Annotated in this window: 18 protein-coding genes and 1 tRNA gene; 13 read left to right on the top strand and 6 right to left on the bottom strand. The window is 74.8% G+C overall.

From position 1 onward, the window contains the following. Positions 1 to 81 precede the first annotated feature (81 nt). Genes H6H00_RS30755 through H6H00_RS30745 form a run of 3 tightly spaced genes read left to right on the top strand, consistent with a single transcriptional unit; the run spans position 82 to position 3,565 of the window. Positions 82 to 1,755, top strand: coding sequence for an NAD(P)/FAD-dependent oxidoreductase (locus H6H00_RS30755; protein ID WP_185719110.1), 1,674 nt, complete (start codon positions 82 to 84; stop codon positions 1,753 to 1,755). Positions 1,756 to 1,811: 56 nt separating this feature from the next. Beyond that, positions 1,812 to 3,170 carry an ATP-binding protein gene (locus H6H00_RS30750; protein WP_185722896.1) on the top strand — a complete coding sequence of 453 codons (1,359 nt, stop codon included), beginning with the start codon at positions 1,812 to 1,814 and terminating at the stop codon, positions 3,168 to 3,170. Positions 3,171 to 3,172: 2 nt separating this feature from the next. Next, positions 3,173 to 3,565 carry an OsmC family protein gene (locus H6H00_RS30745; protein WP_255425899.1) on the top strand — a complete coding sequence of 131 codons (393 nt, stop codon included), beginning with the start codon at positions 3,173 to 3,175 and terminating at the stop codon, positions 3,563 to 3,565. Here the strand turns inward: H6H00_RS30745 and H6H00_RS30740 are convergent. From H6H00_RS30740 to H6H00_RS30720, 5 genes are all read right to left on the bottom strand, one after another. Continuing rightward, positions 3,558 to 4,184 carry a maleylpyruvate isomerase N-terminal domain-containing protein gene (locus tag H6H00_RS30740; RefSeq protein WP_185719108.1) on the bottom strand — a complete coding sequence of 209 codons (627 nt, stop codon included), beginning with the start codon at positions 4,182 to 4,184 and terminating at the stop codon, positions 3,558 to 3,560. The genes H6H00_RS30745 and H6H00_RS30740 overlap by 8 nt on opposite strands. Before the next feature lie 76 nt (positions 4,185 to 4,260). Beyond that, positions 4,261 to 5,337, bottom strand: coding sequence for a galactokinase (galK, locus tag H6H00_RS30735; RefSeq protein ID WP_255425461.1), 1,077 nt, complete (start codon positions 5,335 to 5,337; stop codon positions 4,261 to 4,263). Beyond that, complete coding sequence (galT, locus tag H6H00_RS30730; protein ID WP_379540030.1) at positions 5,334 to 6,428, bottom strand: galactose-1-phosphate uridylyltransferase; 1,095 nt, start codon at positions 6,426 to 6,428, stop codon at positions 5,334 to 5,336. Before galT ends, galK begins: the two co-directional genes overlap by 4 nt. Continuing rightward, a complete protein-coding gene (locus H6H00_RS30725) occupies positions 6,425 to 7,180 on the bottom strand; it encodes a DeoR/GlpR family DNA-binding transcription regulator (protein WP_185719107.1) in 756 nt (251 codons plus the stop codon). Before H6H00_RS30725 ends, galT begins: the two co-directional genes overlap by 4 nt. A gap of 40 nt (positions 7,181 to 7,220) precedes the next feature. Continuing rightward, positions 7,221 to 7,934, bottom strand: a complete 714-nt coding sequence (locus H6H00_RS30720) for an AAA family ATPase (protein ID WP_255425460.1) — start codon at positions 7,932 to 7,934, stop codon at positions 7,221 to 7,223. Positions 7,935 to 8,028: 94 nt separating this feature from the next. On the opposite strand from H6H00_RS30720, the gene H6H00_RS30715 reads away from it, so the two are divergent. Then, positions 8,029 to 8,100 (top strand) — tRNA-Asn (locus H6H00_RS30715). Positions 8,101 to 8,200: 100 nt separating this feature from the next. Here the strand turns inward: H6H00_RS30715 and H6H00_RS30710 are convergent. Continuing rightward, positions 8,201 to 8,488, bottom strand: a complete 288-nt coding sequence (locus H6H00_RS30710) for a DUF1905 domain-containing protein (RefSeq protein ID WP_185719105.1) — start codon at positions 8,486 to 8,488, stop codon at positions 8,201 to 8,203. Positions 8,489 to 8,506: 18 nt separating this feature from the next. Between H6H00_RS30710 and H6H00_RS30705 the strand changes: the two genes are divergently transcribed. The 9 genes from H6H00_RS30705 to H6H00_RS30665 all read left to right on the top strand — a co-directional run bounded on the left by H6H00_RS30705 (position 8,507) and on the right by H6H00_RS30665 (position 16,643). Further along, entirely contained in the window at positions 8,507 to 9,556 is a 1,050-nt protein-coding gene (locus H6H00_RS30705; RefSeq protein WP_185719104.1) for an LLM class flavin-dependent oxidoreductase, read from the top strand. 11 nt (positions 9,557 to 9,567) lie between these two features. Continuing rightward, positions 9,568 to 10,470, top strand: coding sequence for a DUF5996 family protein (locus H6H00_RS30700; protein WP_185719103.1), 903 nt, complete (start codon positions 9,568 to 9,570; stop codon positions 10,468 to 10,470). 45 nt (positions 10,471 to 10,515) lie between these two features. Further along, positions 10,516 to 11,133 carry a TetR/AcrR family transcriptional regulator gene (locus tag H6H00_RS30695; protein ID WP_185719102.1) on the top strand — a complete coding sequence of 206 codons (618 nt, stop codon included), beginning with the start codon at positions 10,516 to 10,518 and terminating at the stop codon, positions 11,131 to 11,133. Between the two features lie 237 nt (positions 11,134 to 11,370). Beyond that, positions 11,371 to 12,504, top strand: a complete 1,134-nt coding sequence (locus tag H6H00_RS30690; protein WP_185719101.1) for a thiolase family protein — start codon at positions 11,371 to 11,373, stop codon at positions 12,502 to 12,504. 53 nt (positions 12,505 to 12,557) lie between these two features. After that, a complete protein-coding gene (locus H6H00_RS30685; protein WP_185719100.1) occupies positions 12,558 to 13,457 on the top strand; it encodes an alpha/beta hydrolase in 900 nt (299 codons plus the stop codon). An 87-nt stretch (positions 13,458 to 13,544) separates the two neighbouring features. Then, complete coding sequence (locus H6H00_RS30680; protein WP_185719099.1) at positions 13,545 to 14,747, top strand: cytochrome P450; 1,203 nt, start codon at positions 13,545 to 13,547, stop codon at positions 14,745 to 14,747. A 25-nt stretch (positions 14,748 to 14,772) separates the two neighbouring features. Further along, entirely contained in the window at positions 14,773 to 14,964 is a 192-nt protein-coding gene (locus tag H6H00_RS30675; RefSeq protein WP_185719098.1) for a ferredoxin, read from the top strand. A 12-nt stretch (positions 14,965 to 14,976) separates the two neighbouring features. Beyond that, complete coding sequence (locus H6H00_RS30670) at positions 14,977 to 15,558, top strand: TetR/AcrR family transcriptional regulator (RefSeq protein WP_221775725.1); 582 nt, start codon at positions 14,977 to 14,979, stop codon at positions 15,556 to 15,558. After that, complete coding sequence (locus tag H6H00_RS30665; protein WP_185719097.1) at positions 15,555 to 16,643, top strand: CapA family protein; 1,089 nt, start codon at positions 15,555 to 15,557, stop codon at positions 16,641 to 16,643. Before H6H00_RS30670 ends, H6H00_RS30665 begins: the two co-directional genes overlap by 4 nt.

Below are 16,643 nucleotides of genomic sequence, written 5' to 3'. Positions count from 1 at the left end.
GCACAGCCGCGCCGGGAGGGTTAGTTTCGGTGGCGGCCGTGCAGTGTCGCGCGCGCACCGTCGCCGCACCAGGGAGATCCGTTGACCCAACCCGCCGTCAGCAAGCCCGTCATCCTCACGGTCGACGACGACCCCGGCGTCAGCCGCTCGGTGGCCCGCGACCTGCGGCGCCGCTACGGGCAGGACCACCGGATCGTCCGCGCCGAGTCCGGCGCCGACGCGCTGGAGGCCCTGCGCGAGCTTACGCTGCGCGGCGAGCCGGTGGCCGCGATCCTCGCCGACTACCGGATGCCCGGGATGAACGGCATCGAGTTCCTCGAGCAGGCGATGGACGTCGTCCCGCACGCCCGCCGCGCCCTGCTCACCGCCTACGCCGACACCGACGCCGCGATCCAGGCGATCAACGTCGTCGACGTCGACCACTACCTGCTCAAGCCGTGGGACCCGCCCGAGGAGAAGCTCTACCCCGTCGTCGACGCGCTGGTGGAGACCTGGCGCGCGGTGGGCCAGAGGCCCGTCGACGAGATCCGGGTGGTGGGCCACCGGTGGTCCGCGGAGTCGTTCGCCGCGCGCGACTTCCTGGCCCGCAACTCCGTGCCCTACCGCTGGTACTCCTGCGACGAGGGCGAGGGGGCCCGGCTGCTCGACGCCGCGGGCGCCTCCACCGACGACCTGCCGGTCGTCATCACCACCGACGGCACGGCGCTGCGCGCCCCGAGCGACGCGGAGATCGCGGCCGCGTGCGGGCTCACCGTCGACCCGGTCGCCGACTTCTACGACCTCATCGTGATCGGCGGGGGACCGGCGGGGCTCGGGTCCGCGGTCTACGGGGCGTCGGAGGGGCTGCGCACGGTGCTCGTCGAGCGTCAGGCCACCGGCGGGCAGGCCGGCCAGAGCTCGCGGATCGAGAACTACCTGGGCTTCCCCGACGGCGTGTCCGGCGCCCAGCTCACCGACCGCGCGCGGCGCCAGGCCGCCAAGTTCGGCGCCGAGGTGCTGACCGCCCGCGACGTCGTCGCGCTGGAGGCGCGGGGCTCGGCGCGGGTGGTCCGGTTCGGCGACGGCACCGAGATCGCGGCGCACGCCGTCGTGCTCGCCACCGGGGTCGCCTACCGCAGCCTCGACGCGCCGGGCGTCGCCGAGCTCACCGGGCGCGGCGTGTTCTACGGCTCCGCGGCCACCGAGGCCCCGGCCTGCGCGGGCGAGGACGTCTACATCGTCGGCGGCGCCAACTCGGCGGGACAGGCCGCGGTGTTCTTCTCCAAGCACGCGGCGACGGTCACGGTGCTGGTGCGCGGGCCGAACCTGGAGGCGTCGATGTCGCACTACCTGATCAAGCAGCTCGACGCGATCGAGAACGTGCACGTCCGCACCGGTACCGAGGTCGCCGAGGCGTGCGGCGACGGGCACCTCGAGCGGCTGGTGCTGTCGGACCGGAACTCGGGGGAGAAGGAGACCGTCGGGGCGGGGGCGATGTTCGTGTTCATCGGGGCCGCGCCGCGCACCGAGTGGCTCGACGGCGTGGTCGTCCGCGACGCACGGGGCTTCGTCCCGACCGGCCCGGACCTGCTCAGCGGCGGCTCCCCGCCGCCCGGCTGGACCCTCGACCGCGACCCGTACCACCTGGAGTCGAGCGTCCCCGGGGTGTTCGTGGCGGGCGACGTGCGGTCGGAGTCGGTCAAGCGGGTGGCGTCGGCGGTCGGCGAGGGTGCGATGGCGGTGACGCTGGTGCACCGCTACCTGGCGGAGCAGTGAGCACGCAGGTCGATCTGCGCAGCCTGTTCCTGTTCGAGGCGCTCGGCGACGAGCAGATGGCGTGGATCGCCGAGCACGCCGACGAGGTCGAGGTGGCCGCGGGCGGCGCCGTCGTCACGGAGGGCGATCCGGCGAGCTGCTTCTACGTGCTGCTCTCCGGCACGATCGCGATGAGCCGGGTCATCGGCGGCGACCCGGTGGAGACCACCCGCACCGACCACCGCGGCGTCTACTTCGGGGCGGTGCAGTTCTACCTCGACGACGAGAGCGCCCGGACCTACCCGGCCTCGGTGCGGGCGGTCACCGACTGCTGCGTGCTCGCCCTGCCCGCCGCGGAGTTCGCGCAGGTGTTCCAGCAGTGGTTCCCGATGGCCGTCCACCTGCTGGAGGGCATGATCCTCGGCCTGCGCAAGGGCGGGCAGATCACCGCGGAGCGCGAGCGCCTCCTGGCGCTGGGCAAGCTCTCCGCGGGGCTGACGCACGAGCTGAACAACCCCGCCGCGGCGGCGGGCCGGGCGGCCGACGCGCTGCGCGACAAGGTCACCGGGATGCGCAACAAGCTGGCGATGATCGCCGACGGCCGCATCGCCGGGCCGCAGCTGCACAAGCTGGTGCTCGCGCAGGACGAGTTCGTCAAGAAGGTGCGCCACGCCCCGTCGCTCTCCCCGATCGAGACCTCCGACCGCGAGGACGAGCTCGGCGACTGGCTCGACGACGCCGGCATCAGCGGCGGCTGGGACCTCGCGCCGGTGTTCGTCGCGGGCGGGCTGGAGGTCGACGACCTGGAGGCCGTGCGCACCGCGTCCGACCCGGCTGTGCTGGAGGGCGCGATCCGCTGGCTGGCCTACACGGTGGAGACCGAGAGCCTGCTCCGGGAGATCACCGACGCCACCTCCCGGATCTCCGACCTGGTGCTGGCGGCGAAGCAGTACTCGCAGATGGACCGGGCGCCGCACCGCTTCGTCGACATCCACGAGGGCCTCGACGCCACGCTGGTGATGTTCGGCCGCAAGCTGGGTGACGAGGGGGGCGTGGAGATCGTCAAGGACTACGACCGGACGCTGCCGGCCGTCCCGGTCTACTCCGCCGAGCTCAACCAGGTGTGGACCAACATCATCGACAACGCGATCGACGCGATGGACGGCTCGGGCACGCTCACCGTCCGCACCGCGCTCGACGACGACCGGGTGCTCGTCGAGATCGCCGACACCGGTCCGGGCATCCCGCCGGAGGTCCGGCAGCGGATCTTCGAGCCGTTCTTCACGACGAAGGGCGTCGGCAAGGGCACGGGGCTCGGTCTCGACGTCAGCTACCGGGTGGTCGTCTCGCGCCACCACGGCGACATCGCGGTGCACTCCGTGCCCGGCGACACCCGGTTCCAGGTGCGGCTGCCGCTCACGGAGGTCCCCGCGTGACGATGCAGATGCCGCTGGCCGCGGCCGAGGCGCGGATCGCCCCGACCGGCCCGGTCGCGCTGGGGCTCGGGGCGCACACGGTCGTCGTCGACCACGGCGACGCCGGCCCCAGCCCGCTCGAGCTCATGACGGGCGCCCTCGCGGCGTGCAGCGCGATGTCGGCGCGCACCCACCTGGCCCGCGACGGCGACATCGGCGAGCTGGAGGTGCTGGTCACCCTCGACGCGGGCCCGCCGACCCTGCTCTACCGGCGGGTGCTGCTGCCGTGGCGGCTGAGCGCGGCCGACGCCCACCGCCTCGCCGACGCGCTGGAGCGCACCGAGGTGACGATGATGCTGCGGCCGTCGTTCCAGATCCGGACGGCGGTGGAGCACGCGGGGGACGTCCTCAACTGACCTCGTTCCACCAGCGCCAGCGACCGACGTCGCCGCGGCGGCCGGTGGCGCGCAGCAGGGCCTCCCACGGGTCGTCGCCGGGGTCGACGGCGGGCATCAGCCGGGCGAGCACGCGGGCGCAGACGTCCGGGTCCGGGCGGTAGGCGAGCCCGAGGCCCTGCGCGAGGTCGTGGGTGTGCACGACCGTCTCCAGGATCCCCATCGCCGCCGACGCCACCGCGTCGGCCGCTCCGAACACGTGGAACCCGCGCTGCCCGGGCCGGGCGGTGGAGACGACGGCGACGAGCAGCGCCCCGCACGCGGCCACGATCTCGAGGAGCCCCTCCGGCCCGGCGTCCGGTGCGGCCCGGATGCTCCCGACCGAGCCGCCGGGACGGGTGGCCGCGACCGCCAGGGGGAGCGGGTGGTCGGTGATGCCGGAGCCGAGCTGGGCGGCGTAGCAGAACAGGTCGTCGGCCAGGTGCTCGGCGGTGTCCCGGCACGACCACTCCAGCCCGCCGGCGCGGACCGACCAGTCGGCGTCGAGCCCCGCCCGCAGCGCGTCGACGGACCCGGCGACGGCGGCGGCGAGGTCGCCGGCGGTGACGGGCTCGCGCGTCCCCGGGGCGCGGTGGGTCATGCCGCCAGCGTAGGGACCGCGCGTGAGCGGAACACCACGGTCCTCCGGGGGTGATCGGACAGCCGTGGCGTTCCGCTCACGCGTCGCGGTGCGCCCCCGCGCTCGGCTCGGCCGCCCGCACGTCCGGTGTCGCGAGTCCGGCGCGGGCGAACGCGGTCCGCACGGCGTCGGTCACCGCGTCGACGCTCGTCAGCGGCACCAGCGCGATCGCCGACCCGCCGAACCCGCCGCCGGTCATCCGCGCCCCCAGCGCCCCCGCCGCCCGGGCCACCTCGACGGCGAGGTCCAGCTCCGCGCAGGACACCTCGTAGTCGCCGGCCAGCGAGGCGTGCGAGGCGTCGAGGAGCGGGCCGACGTCGCGCAGCCGCCCGTCGTCGAGCAGGTCCACGACCTCGCGGACCCGCGCGATCTCGGTGACGACGTGCCGGGCGCGCGCCAGGAGGTCCGCGTCGAGCCCGCGGAGGTCGTCGGGTGCCGCGTCGCGCAGGCTCGGCAGCCCCAGCGCGGCCGCGGCCTCCTCCACGGCCGAGCGCCGCGCCCCGTACCGCCCGTCGGCGAGGTGGTGCCGGACCCGGGTGTCGATCACCAGGACGGCGAGCCCGTCGTCGGCGGGGGCGAAGGGGACCTGCCGCGCCGCGCCGTCGCGGGTGTCGAGCAGCAGCGCGTGCCCGGCCGTGCAGAGCAGGGACGCGGCCTGGTCCATGCCGCCGGTCGCCGCCCCGACGACCTCGTTCTCCGCGCGCACGCACGCCCGGGCCAGGTCGGTGCGGTCCAGGCCGAGGCCGAACAGGTCGTCGGCGGCCACCGCGACCGCGCACTCCAGCGCCGCCGACGACGACAGCCCGGCCCCCAGCGGCACGGTCGCGGTGACCGTCAGGTCCATCCCGCCGACGCCGTGCCCGGCCTCCCGCAGGGCCCACAGCACCCCGGCCGCGTACCCGGCCCAGCCTGCGGGGGAGCCCGGGCCGACGTCGTCGAGGGGGAGGTCGGTGGCGCCGCGCTCGGCGTCGCTGCGGGCGACGAACCGCCCGTCGGGGCGCACCGAGGCCTCCACGACCGTCCGCTCGGCCAGCGCGAACGGCAGGCACAGCCCCTGGGCGTAGTCGACGTGCTCCCCGATGAGGTTGACGCGCCCGGGCGCCGACCACGTCACGGGCCGACCTCCCGCAGCCGGGCGGCGATCCTCTCCGGCGAGGCGTCGTTGAGCCAGGCCGCCATGCCCGACTCCGACCCGGCCAGGTACTTGAGCTTGCCCGGTGCGCGGCGCAGCGAGAACAGCTGCAGGTGCACGCGGGTGAGGTCGCGCCCGGTGTGGACGGGGGCCTGGTGCCAGGCCGCGATGTAGGGCGGGTCGGTGGACTCGGGACCGAAGTAGCGCTCGACGCGGCCGAGCAGGTCGCGGTACACGACGGCCAGCTCGGCGCGCTCGTCGTCGGTGAGGGCGGCCATGTCGGGCACGGCGCGGTGCGGCACGAGATGGGCCTCGACGGGCCAGCGGGCCGCGGCGGGCACGTACGCCGTCCAGTGCTCGGCGTCGATCACCACGCGGGTGCCTGCCCTGCGCTCGCTGGAGAGCACGTCGTCGAACAGGTCGCGGCCGGTGCGCTGGCGGTGCGCCGCCGAGCGCGTCAGCAGCTGCGCGGTGCGCGGGGTGACGTAGGGGTAGCCGAAGACCTGGCCGTGCGGGTGCTGCAGCGACACCCCGATCTCGACGCCGCGGTTCTCGAACAGGAACACCTGCTCGACGCCCTCGCGCCCGGACAGCTCCGTCGTCCGGTCGGCCCACGCCTCGATCACCGTCCGCACCCGCCCGACGGGCAGCTCGGAGAACGCCGCGCTGTGGTCGGAGGTGAAGCAGACGACCTCGCAGGTGCCGGTGGCCGGGCGCTGGGGCCACAGCGGGTCGCCGTCGACCTCGGTGGGCACCGGCCCGCTGCCCGGGCCGAACGACGGGAAGCGGTTGTCGAACACGACGACGTCGTAGTGGTCCGACGGCACCTCCGACGCCTCGCCGCCCGGCCTGGTCGGGCACAGCGGGCACAGGTCGGCGGGCGGCATGAACGTGCGGTTCATGCGGTGCGCGGCGATCGTGACCCACTCGCCGGTGAGCACGTCGTAGCGCATCACCGAGCCGTGCTCGACGACGGGCAGGTCGCGGGTGTCCGGCGGCGGCACGCGCCCGGGGGACTCGTCGTAGTAGCGCAGGGTGCGGCCGTCGGCCATGGGGGCGTCGGTGCGGATCACGCCAGCACCAGCCGTCCGCACCGCTCGTCGAGGACGGTGCGCGCGGCGGGATCGAGCCCGTCGTCGCTGACCACCACGTCGACCTCGTGCAGCGCCGCGATCGTGCTCAACCCCACCACTCCCCACTTCGAGTTGTCGGCCACCACGGCCACCCGGCGCGCGCTCGCGACGAGCGCGCGGTTCGCCTGCGCCTCGGCCAGGTTCGGTGTGGTGAACCCGGCCTCGGCGTCCATGCCGTGCACGCCCATGACCAGCCAGTCGACGTGCAGGTCCGCCAGCGCGGCCGTCGCGACGGGGCCGACGAGCGCGTCGGACGGGGTGCGCTCGCCGCCGGTCAGCACGACCGTCGTGTCGCCGGCCCACAGCACCTCGGCGACGCGCACCGAGTTGGTGACGACGGTCAGCCCCGCCACCCCGAGCAGCGCCGAGGCGACCGCGTGCGTGGTCGTGCCCGCCGACAGGGCCACGGACGCCCCCGGCTCGATCAGCCGCGCCGCGGCCGTCGCGATCGCCTGCTTCGCCGCCGTGCGCAGCGCCGACTTGGCCGCGAACCCGGGCTCCTCCACGCTCGACCCCACCGCCGTCGCCCCGCCGTGCACGCGCGTGACGAGGCCGCGGGCGGCGAGGGTCTCGATGTCGCGGCGCACGGTCATGTCGGACACGCCGAGGCGCTCCACCAGGTCGGACACGCGCGCGCCGCCGGTGCTGCGGACCTCGTCGAGGATCAGCTCCTGGCGCTGGCGGGCGAGCACCGGCCCACTCTACGTCAGAGTCGAACGTTTTCCCACATTTTCACACATGACGGCCCGGGTCGGCGAGGAACGCACGGGTGGTGCGGACGGGCAGCGCGTCGTCGTAGCGGACGGGGGTGAGCGACCCGTCGTCGCCGATCTCCAGGATCCGGGCGCCCGGGACGGCCAGCAGGACGGGGGAGTGGGTCGCGACGAGGAACTGCGACCCGCCGCGGACCAGCTCGTCGATCCGGCGCAGCGCGCGGATGCAGCCGCGGGTGGACAGGGCGGCCTCGGGCTCGTCGAGGAGGTAGAGGCCGCGGGGGTGGAAGCGGTGGGTGAGCAGGTCGAGGAACGACTCGCCGTGGGAGCGGTCGTGCGGGGAGACGCCGCCGTAGCCGTCGAGCACCCCGCCGCCGATGTTCTCGAGCTCCGTCGCGACGTTGTAGTACGACTCGGCGCGCAGGAAGAACGACGTCCTCTCCCGCCCCGGCGCCCGCCCCACCCGCAGCGCCCGCCCCAGCGACGACTCGCTGCTGCGCGTCGCGAACCGGAACGACCGCGACCCGCCCTCGGCGTTGAACCCGGCCGCCACCGCGATGCCCTCGACGAGCGTCGACTTGCCGGACCCGTTCTCACCGACCAGGAACGTGACCCCCGGCCCGAGCGTCAGCCACGCGCGGCGCAGGCCGTCGACGACGGGGAGGTCGAACGGGTAGCCGGTGCCCGCGGCGTCCTCGTCGAGGGCGACGTAGCGCACGAACCTCCCCGGCACCACCCCATCCTGCCCGACCCACCCCCGCCCGTCCGCCCGGTGGCGGTGCGCTATGGTTCCGGGGCCGGACGGGGCTAGCGCCCCGTCGATACGGTCCTCCGTAGCTCAACGGCAGAGCACCCGACTGTTAATCGGGCGGTTACTGGTTCGAATCCAGTCGGAGGAGCAACAACCCCAGGTCAGCGCGTTCCGCGGAACGCAGCACAGTGCAGTACAGCGGTCGCGTACGCGCCCTGTCGCCGTCCGCACGGTGGGCGGCGCCGACCTCAGACGTCCACCCTCAGCCCCACCGTGACGACGTCGCCCAGCTCGATGCCCTCGGCCGCGCGGATCTTCACCTTCAGCGGCACGACGTACCGCCCGTCCTTGGGCCACAGCGACGTCGTCCACCGCGTCGCGCCGATGCGGGCGCGGACCGGGATCATGCCCCAGCCGTAGGTCACCTGCGCCGAGGCCGACTCGATGGCGGCGGACTCGGGGTCGGGGACCGTGACGAAGAAGTACGGTGCCGGGCCGCGCCAGTGCCACACCTCACCGGCGAACTCCAGGTCCATCGGGCCAGGATAGGAGGCATGCACATCGGGATCGACAGCTTCGTCTCCGCCGTCACCGACCCGGGCACCGGTGAGGTCGTCAGCCCGGTGGACCGGGTGGCGCACCTGCTGGAGGAGGTCCAGCGCGCCGACGAGGTCGGGCTCGACTCCTTCGGCATCGGCGAGCACCACCGCAGCGAGTACTACGACTCGGCGCCGTCGGTGCTGCTGGCCGCCGCCGCGGCGCGGACCAGCCGGATCCGGCTCAACAGCGCCGTCACCGTGCTCAGCGCCGACGACCCGGTGCGGGTGTTCCAGGACTTCGCCACCCTCGACCTGATCTCGCGCGGCCGCATGGACATGGTCGTCGGGCGCGGGTCGTTCACCGAGGCGTTCCCGCTGTTCGGGCTGTCCCTGCGCGACTACGACTCCCTGTTCGCCGAGAAGCTCGACCTCCTGCTCCGCATCCGGGAGTCCCCGACGGTCACGTGGTCGGGCAAGCACCGCGCCCCGCTGACCGGGCAGGGTGTCTACCCGCGGCCGCTGCAGGACCCGCTGCCGATCTGGCTGGGCGTCGGCGGCACGCCGGAGTCGTTCATCCGGGCCGGGATGCTCGGGCTGCCGCTGATGGTGGCCATCATCGGCGGCGAACCGCACCGCTTCCGGCCGCTGATCGACGCCTACCGCGAGGCCGGGCGCCGGTCCGGCCACGACGCCGCGGCGCTGAAGGTGGGGCTGCACGTCTTCGGCTTCGTCGGCGACACCTCCCAGCAGGCGAAGGACGACTTCTACCCCGGCTGGTCGGAGATCTTCACCAAGATCGCGAAGGAGCGCGGCGGGTCCGCGCCCACCCGCGGCGCCTACGAGGCCACCACCGGCCCGACCGGCGCCTACTTCATCGGCGACGCCGAGACCGTGGCCGCGAAGATGCTCGCCGTCTCCGACGCGCTGGGCGGCGTCGACCGCATCTCCCTGCAGATGACGAACGTCCGCCTCGCCCACGACAACCTGCTGCACGGCATCGAGCTGCTCGGCACGAAGGTCGCCCCGATCGTGCGGGCCGCGGGCGGGGACGCGGGGGAGCGGTAGCGTCGACGGCCGTGGAACTCCTCCCCGCCGTCCCGTACGAGAGCTGGTCCGGCACGATCCCGACCCTGCACCGGTTCGCTCAGGTCGTGGGCAAGGTGCGGCTCGCCGCGAGCCCGCTGCGCAACCACTGGTGGAACGTGCCCCTGCACCTCACCGGCCGGGGCACGACCACCCGGCCGATGGGGCTGGACCCGACCTTCTCGATCGACCTCGACTTCCTCGACCACCGGCTGACGGTCGACGCGCTCGACGGGCGGCGGGCGTCGTTCCCGCTGGTCGGGCGCTCGGTCGCGGACTTCCACGCCGGCCTCGTCGACGCGCTGACGGCCGTCGGGGCCGACGGCTCCGTCCTCGACGGGGCCCGCCCGTTCGACCTGCCCGACGCCGACCGGCCCTTCGCCGACGACACCGAGCACGCCACCTACGACCCGGCCGCGGTCACCCGGTACTGGCAGGTGCTCAGCCAGGTGAACCTCCTGCTGGAGGAGTTCGCGGGTGCGTTCACCGGCAAGACCAGCCCGGTGCACCACTTCTGGCACACCTTCGACATCGCACTCACGCGCTTCTCCGACACGGTCGTGCAGCACCCGCCGGGCACCGACCGCGTGACGCGCGAGGCCTACTCCCGCGAGGTCGTCAGCTCCGGGTTCTGGTTCGGAGACCCGACGTTCCCGGAGCCCGCGTTCTACTCCTACACCGCCCCGGAGCCGGCCGGGCTGGCCGAGGACCCGCTGCCGCACGGGGCCGGCTGGGTCGAGCGCGGCGCGAGCCACCTCGCGGTCCTGCCCTACGAGGTCGCGCGCGCGGCCCCGGACCGCCGCGTCGCGGTGCTGGAGTTCTACGAGGCCGCGTACCGGGCCGGGGCGACCCGGGCCGGCTGGGACGTCGACGCCCTCGCGCACCGCCCGGCGTGACGATCAGCGTTGACCGTTTCGCGCGGTGCTCCGTAGGCTGACCCCGTGCCCACCTCCTCGACCGAGCGGACCCGCCGCGAGCAGCGCACCGTCGACAGCCGGTCGCGCATCCTCGAGGCGGCCGTGGAGTGCCTGGTGGAGGACGGGTTCAGCGCGGCCAGCACGCTGGCGATCCAGGCCAGGGCCGGGGTGTCGCGGGGGCGGCTGCTGCACCATTTCCCGTCGCGGGAGGCGCTGCTCGTCGCCGCGGCCGAGCACCTCGCGGGCCGGCGCGTGCGCGAGGCCGCCGACCGGATCGGCCTGGACGCCGGGGTGGCGGGCGTCGACCGGATCACCCAGGTCATCGAGTTCATGTGGCTGACCTACCACGAGCCCTACTTCTGGGCCGCCGTCGAGCTGTGGACGGCGGCGCGCACCAACGACGGGATCGCCGAGTCGCTCCTGCCGAACGAGCGACGCCTGGGCGGCGCGATCCGGGCGAGCGTCGACGCCATGTGGGGCCCCGAGCTGGCCGGTCACCCGCGGTACGCCCAGCTCCGGGAACTGCTGCTCACCAGCATGCGGGGCGTGGCGCTGGTCTACGCCTTCGACCGGCGCGACCCGCGCCGCGACCCGCACATCGCCCAGTGGGTCGACACCGCCCGGGTGCTCCTGGAGACCTGAGCCACCCCAGCCGTAGAGATCGGGGGCGCCGGTCTGGTCTACTCCACGGGCACGACCGGCCGCCACAACGGAGTGGCGGCCACCCGGCGGCCGCCGCCCCCGTGCCCCCTCCCCGGCACCCCGCTGTGACGCGCGTCGCGCGTTCCGCACCGGGGTTGACGGCGACCTCCGCGGAGGTAGGGTCAGGACTGACTGTTACGCCGGGGTGACGAGGCCCCGCGGGAGACGGAGTGGGTCATGCGGGACGCAGTGATCGTGGAGGCCGTGCGCACGCCGGTGGGCAAGCGCAACGGCGGCCTGTCCGGGGTGCACCCGGTCGACCTGTCGGCGCACGCGCTCCGCAGCCTGGCCGAGCGCAGCGGCGTCGACCCGTCGGTGGTCGACGACGTGATCTGGGGCTGCGTCAGCCAGATCGGCGAGCAGACCTTCGACATCGCGCGCACCGCCGTGCTCGCGGCGGGCTGGCCCGAGACGGTCACCGGTGTCACCGTCGACCGCCAGTGCGGGTCGAGCCAGCAGTCGGTGCACTTCGCCGCGGCCGGGCTGGTCGCGGGCCAGTACGACGTGGTCGTCGCCGGCGGCGTCGAGTCGATGAGCCGGGTGCCGATGGGGTCCTCGCTGAACGGGGCCGACCCGTACGGCGCCGACTTCGCCGCCCGCTACGACGGTGCGCGGCCCAACCAGGGCGTCGGGGCCGAGATGATCGCCGAGCGCTGGGGCCTGTCCCGGACCCAGCTCGACGAGTACTCGATCGCCAGCCACGAGAAGGCCGCGGCGGCGCAGGACGAGGGCCGCTTCGACGGCCAGATCGCGCCGGTCGCCGGCGTCGCGAAGGACGAGGGCATCCGCCGCGGCGGCACCGTCGAGGGCCTGGCCGGGCTCAAGACCGTGTTCAGGCCGGAGGGCGGCACGATCACCGCGGGCAACAGCTCGCAGATCTCCGACGGCTCCGCGGCCCTGCTCATGACGACCAGCGAGAAGGCCCGCGAGCTGGGCCTGACGCCGATCGCGCGCGTGCACACCGCCGTCCTCGCCGGCGCCGACCCGGTGATCATGCTGACCGCGCCGATCCCGGCGACGCAGAAGGCGCTGGCGAAGTCCGGCCTGTCGATCGACGAGATCGGCGCGTTCGAGGTGAACGAGGCGTTCGCCCCCGTGCCGCTGGCCTGGCTCGCCGACATCGGCGCCGACGCCAAGGCCCTCAACCCCAACGGCGGCGCGATCGCGCTGGGCCACCCGCTCGGCGGCTCCGGTGCCCGGCTGATGACCACGCTCGTGCACCACATGCGCGACAACGGCATCCGCTACGGCCTGCAGACCATGTGCGAGGGCGGCGGCCAGGCCAACGCCACCATCCTCGAGCTGCTCTGATCCGCCCCCCTCGGGTGGTGCGGCATGATCGCCGGACCACCCGAGGAGGAGCCGTGCCCACCTTCCACCACGACCTGAGGCTCGGGCGGTTCATCCCGCCCCTGTCCTTCGGCCCCCGCACCGTCGCGCTCGCCCGGCGGCTTCCTGTGCGCACGCCGCCCGCCCCGGACGACGTCGAGATCTCCGACGTCACCGCGCCCGGGGTGTCGCTGCGGCTCCACCGGCCCCGCTCGCTGCGGGGAACCGCGCCCGCGCTGCTGTGGAGCCACGGCGGCGGGTACCTCGTCGGGTCGCCCGAGCAGGACGAGGCCGGCAGCGTCGCGTTCGCCTGCGAGCTCGGGATCACCGTCGCCGCGATCCGCTACCGCCTGGCCCCGGAGCACCCGGCGCCCGCGGCGGTGGAGGACGCCCACGCCGCGCTGCGGTGGCTGGCGGACCAGCCGGGCGTCGACCCGGAGCGGATCGCGATCGGCGGGGCCAGCGCGGGCGGCGGGCTCACGGCGGCGCTCGCGCAGTGCGCCCACGACCGCGCGGCGGTCCGGCCGGCGTTCCAGCTGCTCGTCTACCCGATGCTCGACGACCGCACCGTGCTGCGCACCGACGTCGACACGCGCGGCGTGCGCGTGTGGACCCCGCGCAGCAACCGCTACGGCTGGACGTCCTACCTCGGACGGGAGCCCGGCTCGGCCGACGTGCCGCCGTACGCGGCCCCGGCCCGCCGCTCCGACCTGGCCGGGCTGCCGCCCGCCTGGATCGGCGTGGGGACGCTCGACCTGTTCCACGACGAGGACCTCGCGTACGCGGACCGGCTGGAGGCGGCGGGGGTGCCGTGCGAGCGGCACGTCGTCCCCGGCGCGTTCCACGGGTTCGACGCGCTGTTCGCGGACCGTCCGGTGGCGCGGGCGTTCCGGGCGGAGCAGGTGCGCGTGCTCCGGGCGGCGCTGTTCACGTAGATCGCCCGGTTCGTCCTAACTGAGAGTGCACTCTCACTTCGGTGGTAGCGTCGGGTGGGTCGAGCACGTCGGGGAGAGGACGATCGGATGACCCAGGCACCACCCGTTCCGCCGCTGCACATGCGGCGCGACCGCTTCGATCCCGCCGCCGAGCTGACGGAGGTCCGCGAGGGGGACGGGATCCGGCGCGTCGAGTCGATGTTCGGCGTGCCCGCGTGGCTGATCGCGCGCCACGACGACGTGCGCGAGGTGCTCGGCGACGCCACCCGCTTCAGCAACGCCGGTGGCCTCGCCCTGCGCATGCCGGGAGACACCCGCTCCGAGCAGGAGAAGCGCCGGGCGATGGCCGGGCAGATGCTCGCCGCCGACCCGCCCGACCACACGCGGCTGCGGCGGTTCCTCACCCCGGAGTTCACGGTGCGCCGGATGAAGCGGCTGGAGCCGCGGATCGTCGAGATCGTCGACGAGCACCTCGACGCGATGGAGGCGGCCGGCAGCCCGGCCGACCTCGTGCCGTCCTTCGCGCTGCCGATCCCGTCGCTGGTGATCTGCGAGCTGCTCGGCGTGCCCTACGCCGACCGCGCCGAGTTCCAGCACCGGACCGGCCGCCAGCTCGACCTCTCCATCCCGATGGACGAGCGGATCGCGCTGCAGCGGGAGAGCCGCGCGTACATGGACCGGCTGGTCGCGGGGGCCAAGGCCGACCCGGGCGAGGACGTGCTCGGGATGCTGGTGCGCGAGCACGGCGAGGAGATGAGCGACGACGAGCTCGCCGGCATCGCGTCGCTGCTGCTCGTCGCCGGGCACGAGACGACGTCGAACATGCTGGGGCTGGGCACGCTCGCGCTGCTGCGCCACCCCGACCAGCTCGCGCAGGTCCGCGACGACCCCTCCGTCGTCGACGCCGCGGTCGAGGAGCTCATGCGCTGGCTCTCGATCGTGCACACCGGCGTCGCGCGGACGACGACGACCGAGGTCCAGCTCGCGGGCCGGACGATCCCGGCGGGGGAGCTGGTCCTGTGCGCCCTGCCCGCCGCGAACCGCGACCCGGCCCACGTCGAGGACCCCGACGTGCTCGAGGTGTCCCGCGGCGCGATGGGCCACCTCGCGTTCGGCCACGGCGTGCACCACTGCCTGGGCGCGCCGCTGGCGCGGATGGAGATGCGGATCGCGTTCCCCGCGCTGCTGCGCCGGTTCCCCGACCTCGCGGTCGCGGTGCCGATCGAGGACGTCGCGTTCCGCGCGTTCCACTTCGTCTACGGGCTGCACTCGCTGCCCGTCACCTGGTGAGGAGAGCCCCGATGAGGAGGACGCCGTGAAGATCGCCGCCGACCGGGACGTGTGCATCGGCGCGGGCCTGTGCGTCATGAACGCCGAGGCCGTGTTCGACCAGGACGACGACGGGATCGTCCTCGTGCTCGTCGAGGAGCCGGAGGGGGCCGACGAGGCCGCCGCCCGCGAGGCCGTCTCGCTCTGTCCGTCCGGGGCGCTGCGGGTCATCGGGTGAGATAGTCCGCCCATGACGGCGGGCCGGGCGATGCGCGTGGACGCCGCGCGCAACCACGAGCGCATCGTCGCGGCCGCGGGCGTCGCGTTCGAGGAGGTCGGCCCGGGTGTGGCGCTCGACGAGGTCGCGCGCCGCGCCGGGGTCGGCGCCGCCACCCTCTACCGGCGCTTCCGCAACCGCGACCAGCTCGTGCGCGCCGTCGTCGAGCACGTCCTGACCACGGAGATCTCCCCGGCGACCGAGGTCGTCACCGACGACCCGTGGCGCGACCTCGTCGGCATGCTCGAGGCGTCGGTCGAGTCGTTCGCGGCGCACCGCACGGTGCTGCGGCTGGCCCGTGAGGTGGGCGCGATCGACGTCGACCTCGTCGACGGGTACCTGCGCTCCATGGAGCGGCCGCTGCGCCGCGCCGCCGACGCCGGGCTGGTGCGGCCCGAGCTGCTGGCCCGCGACCTCGCCGCCGTCGTGGTGATGGCGCTCGCCACCGTGCGCGACCACGACGCCGACCCCGCCGACGTGCGCCGCTACCTCGCGCTGCTGGTGGACGGCCTGCGCCCGGCCCCGGGCGTGCTGCCGCCGCCGTCGGACCGGTGAGCGGGCGCCTGCGCGCCGGGCTGCTGGGCTGCGCGCTGCTCGCGGCCTGCGCCGCGCCGCCCGCGCCGCCCGCCCCTCCCGCTCCGCCGGTCGCGGCTGCGGCGCCGCAGGAGTTCACGCTGGTCGCCACCGGCGACGTGCTGATCCACCAGGGCGGGTCGCTCACCGCCGGTGCGGCCGGCGGGGGCGGGTACGACTTCTCGGGGGTGCTGGCCCCCGTCGCCCCGCTGCTGCAGGCCGCCGACCTGGCGATCTGCCACCTGGAGACGCCGGTCGCCGGGCCCGACGGGCCGTTCCGCGGCTACCCGAGCTTCGCGGTGCAGCCCCAGATCGTCGACGCGCTGGCCGGGGCCGGCTACGACGTGTGCTCGACGGCGTCGAACCACTCCCTCGACGACGGGTTCGACGGACTGGTCCGCACGCTCGACGCGCTCGACGCCGCCGGGGTGGCGCACACCGGCACCCGTCGCAGCGCCGACGAGCCCCCGACGGTCGTCGACGCGGGCGGGGTGCGGGTGGGGCACGTCGCGGTGACGTTCTCGCTCAACGGGGTGGCACCGCCCGCCGGCCGCGAGTGGGCCGTCGACACGTTCGACGCCCCGGACGTCTCGGCGACGCTGCGGGCCGCGGCGCGGGCGCGGGCGGCCGGGGCGGAGGTGGTGGTCGCGAGCGTGCACTGCTGCAGCGAGTACGACCCGGACCCGTCGCCGGTGCAGGTGGAGGCGGTGCGCGCGCTGCTGGTCTCGCCCGACGTCGACCTCGTGCTCGGCCACCACGCGCACGTCGTGCAGCCGTTCGAGCGCGTCGACGGGGAGTGGGCGGCGTACGGGCTGGGCAACCACGTCGCCCAGCACTCCACCCGCGGGTTCGCCACGGAGGACTCGGTGATCGCCCGGTTCACCTTCACCCGCGGCGCCGACGGCGGGTTCGCCGTGACCCGGGCCGAGGCCGTCCCGCTGCACATCGACCTCGGCGCCGACGCCGTGCGGGTCGTGCCGGCCGACGCGGCGACCCGCGCCCGGGTGGGCGAGGTCCTCGGCCGCCGGGGCGCCGTGGCGGACGGCCTGGAGGTCGTCGGCGGGTAG

Source organism: Pseudonocardia petroleophila (assembly GCF_014235185.1).
Lineage (GTDB): Bacteria > Actinomycetota > Actinomycetes > Mycobacteriales > Pseudonocardiaceae > Pseudonocardia > Pseudonocardia petroleophila.
This window is presented reverse-complemented; position numbering and strand designations above follow the sequence as displayed.

Bases quoted from the DNA above. Each gene is read 5' to 3' on its own strand.
- H6H00_RS30740 (WP_185719108.1), bottom strand. From the start codon at position 4,184: ATGACCCACCGCGCCCCGGGGACGCGCGAGCCCGTCACCGCCGGCGAC.
- H6H00_RS30670 (WP_221775725.1), top strand. From the start codon at position 14,977: ATGACGGCGGGCCGGGCGATGCGCGTGGACGCCGCGCGCAACCACGAG.
- H6H00_RS30750 (WP_185722896.1), top strand. From the start codon at position 1,812: ATGGCGTGGATCGCCGAGCACGCCGACGAGGTCGAGGTGGCCGCGGGC.
- H6H00_RS30690 (WP_185719101.1), top strand. From the start codon at position 11,371: ATGCGGGACGCAGTGATCGTGGAGGCCGTGCGCACGCCGGTGGGCAAG.
- H6H00_RS30680 (WP_185719099.1), top strand. From the start codon at position 13,545: ATGACCCAGGCACCACCCGTTCCGCCGCTGCACATGCGGCGCGACCGC.
- H6H00_RS30710 (WP_185719105.1), bottom strand. From the start codon at position 8,488: ATGGACCTGGAGTTCGCCGGTGAGGTGTGGCACTGGCGCGGCCCGGCA.
- H6H00_RS30745 (WP_255425899.1), top strand. From the start codon at position 3,173: ATGCAGATGCCGCTGGCCGCGGCCGAGGCGCGGATCGCCCCGACCGGC.
- H6H00_RS30705 (WP_185719104.1), top strand. From the start codon at position 8,507: ATGCACATCGGGATCGACAGCTTCGTCTCCGCCGTCACCGACCCGGGC.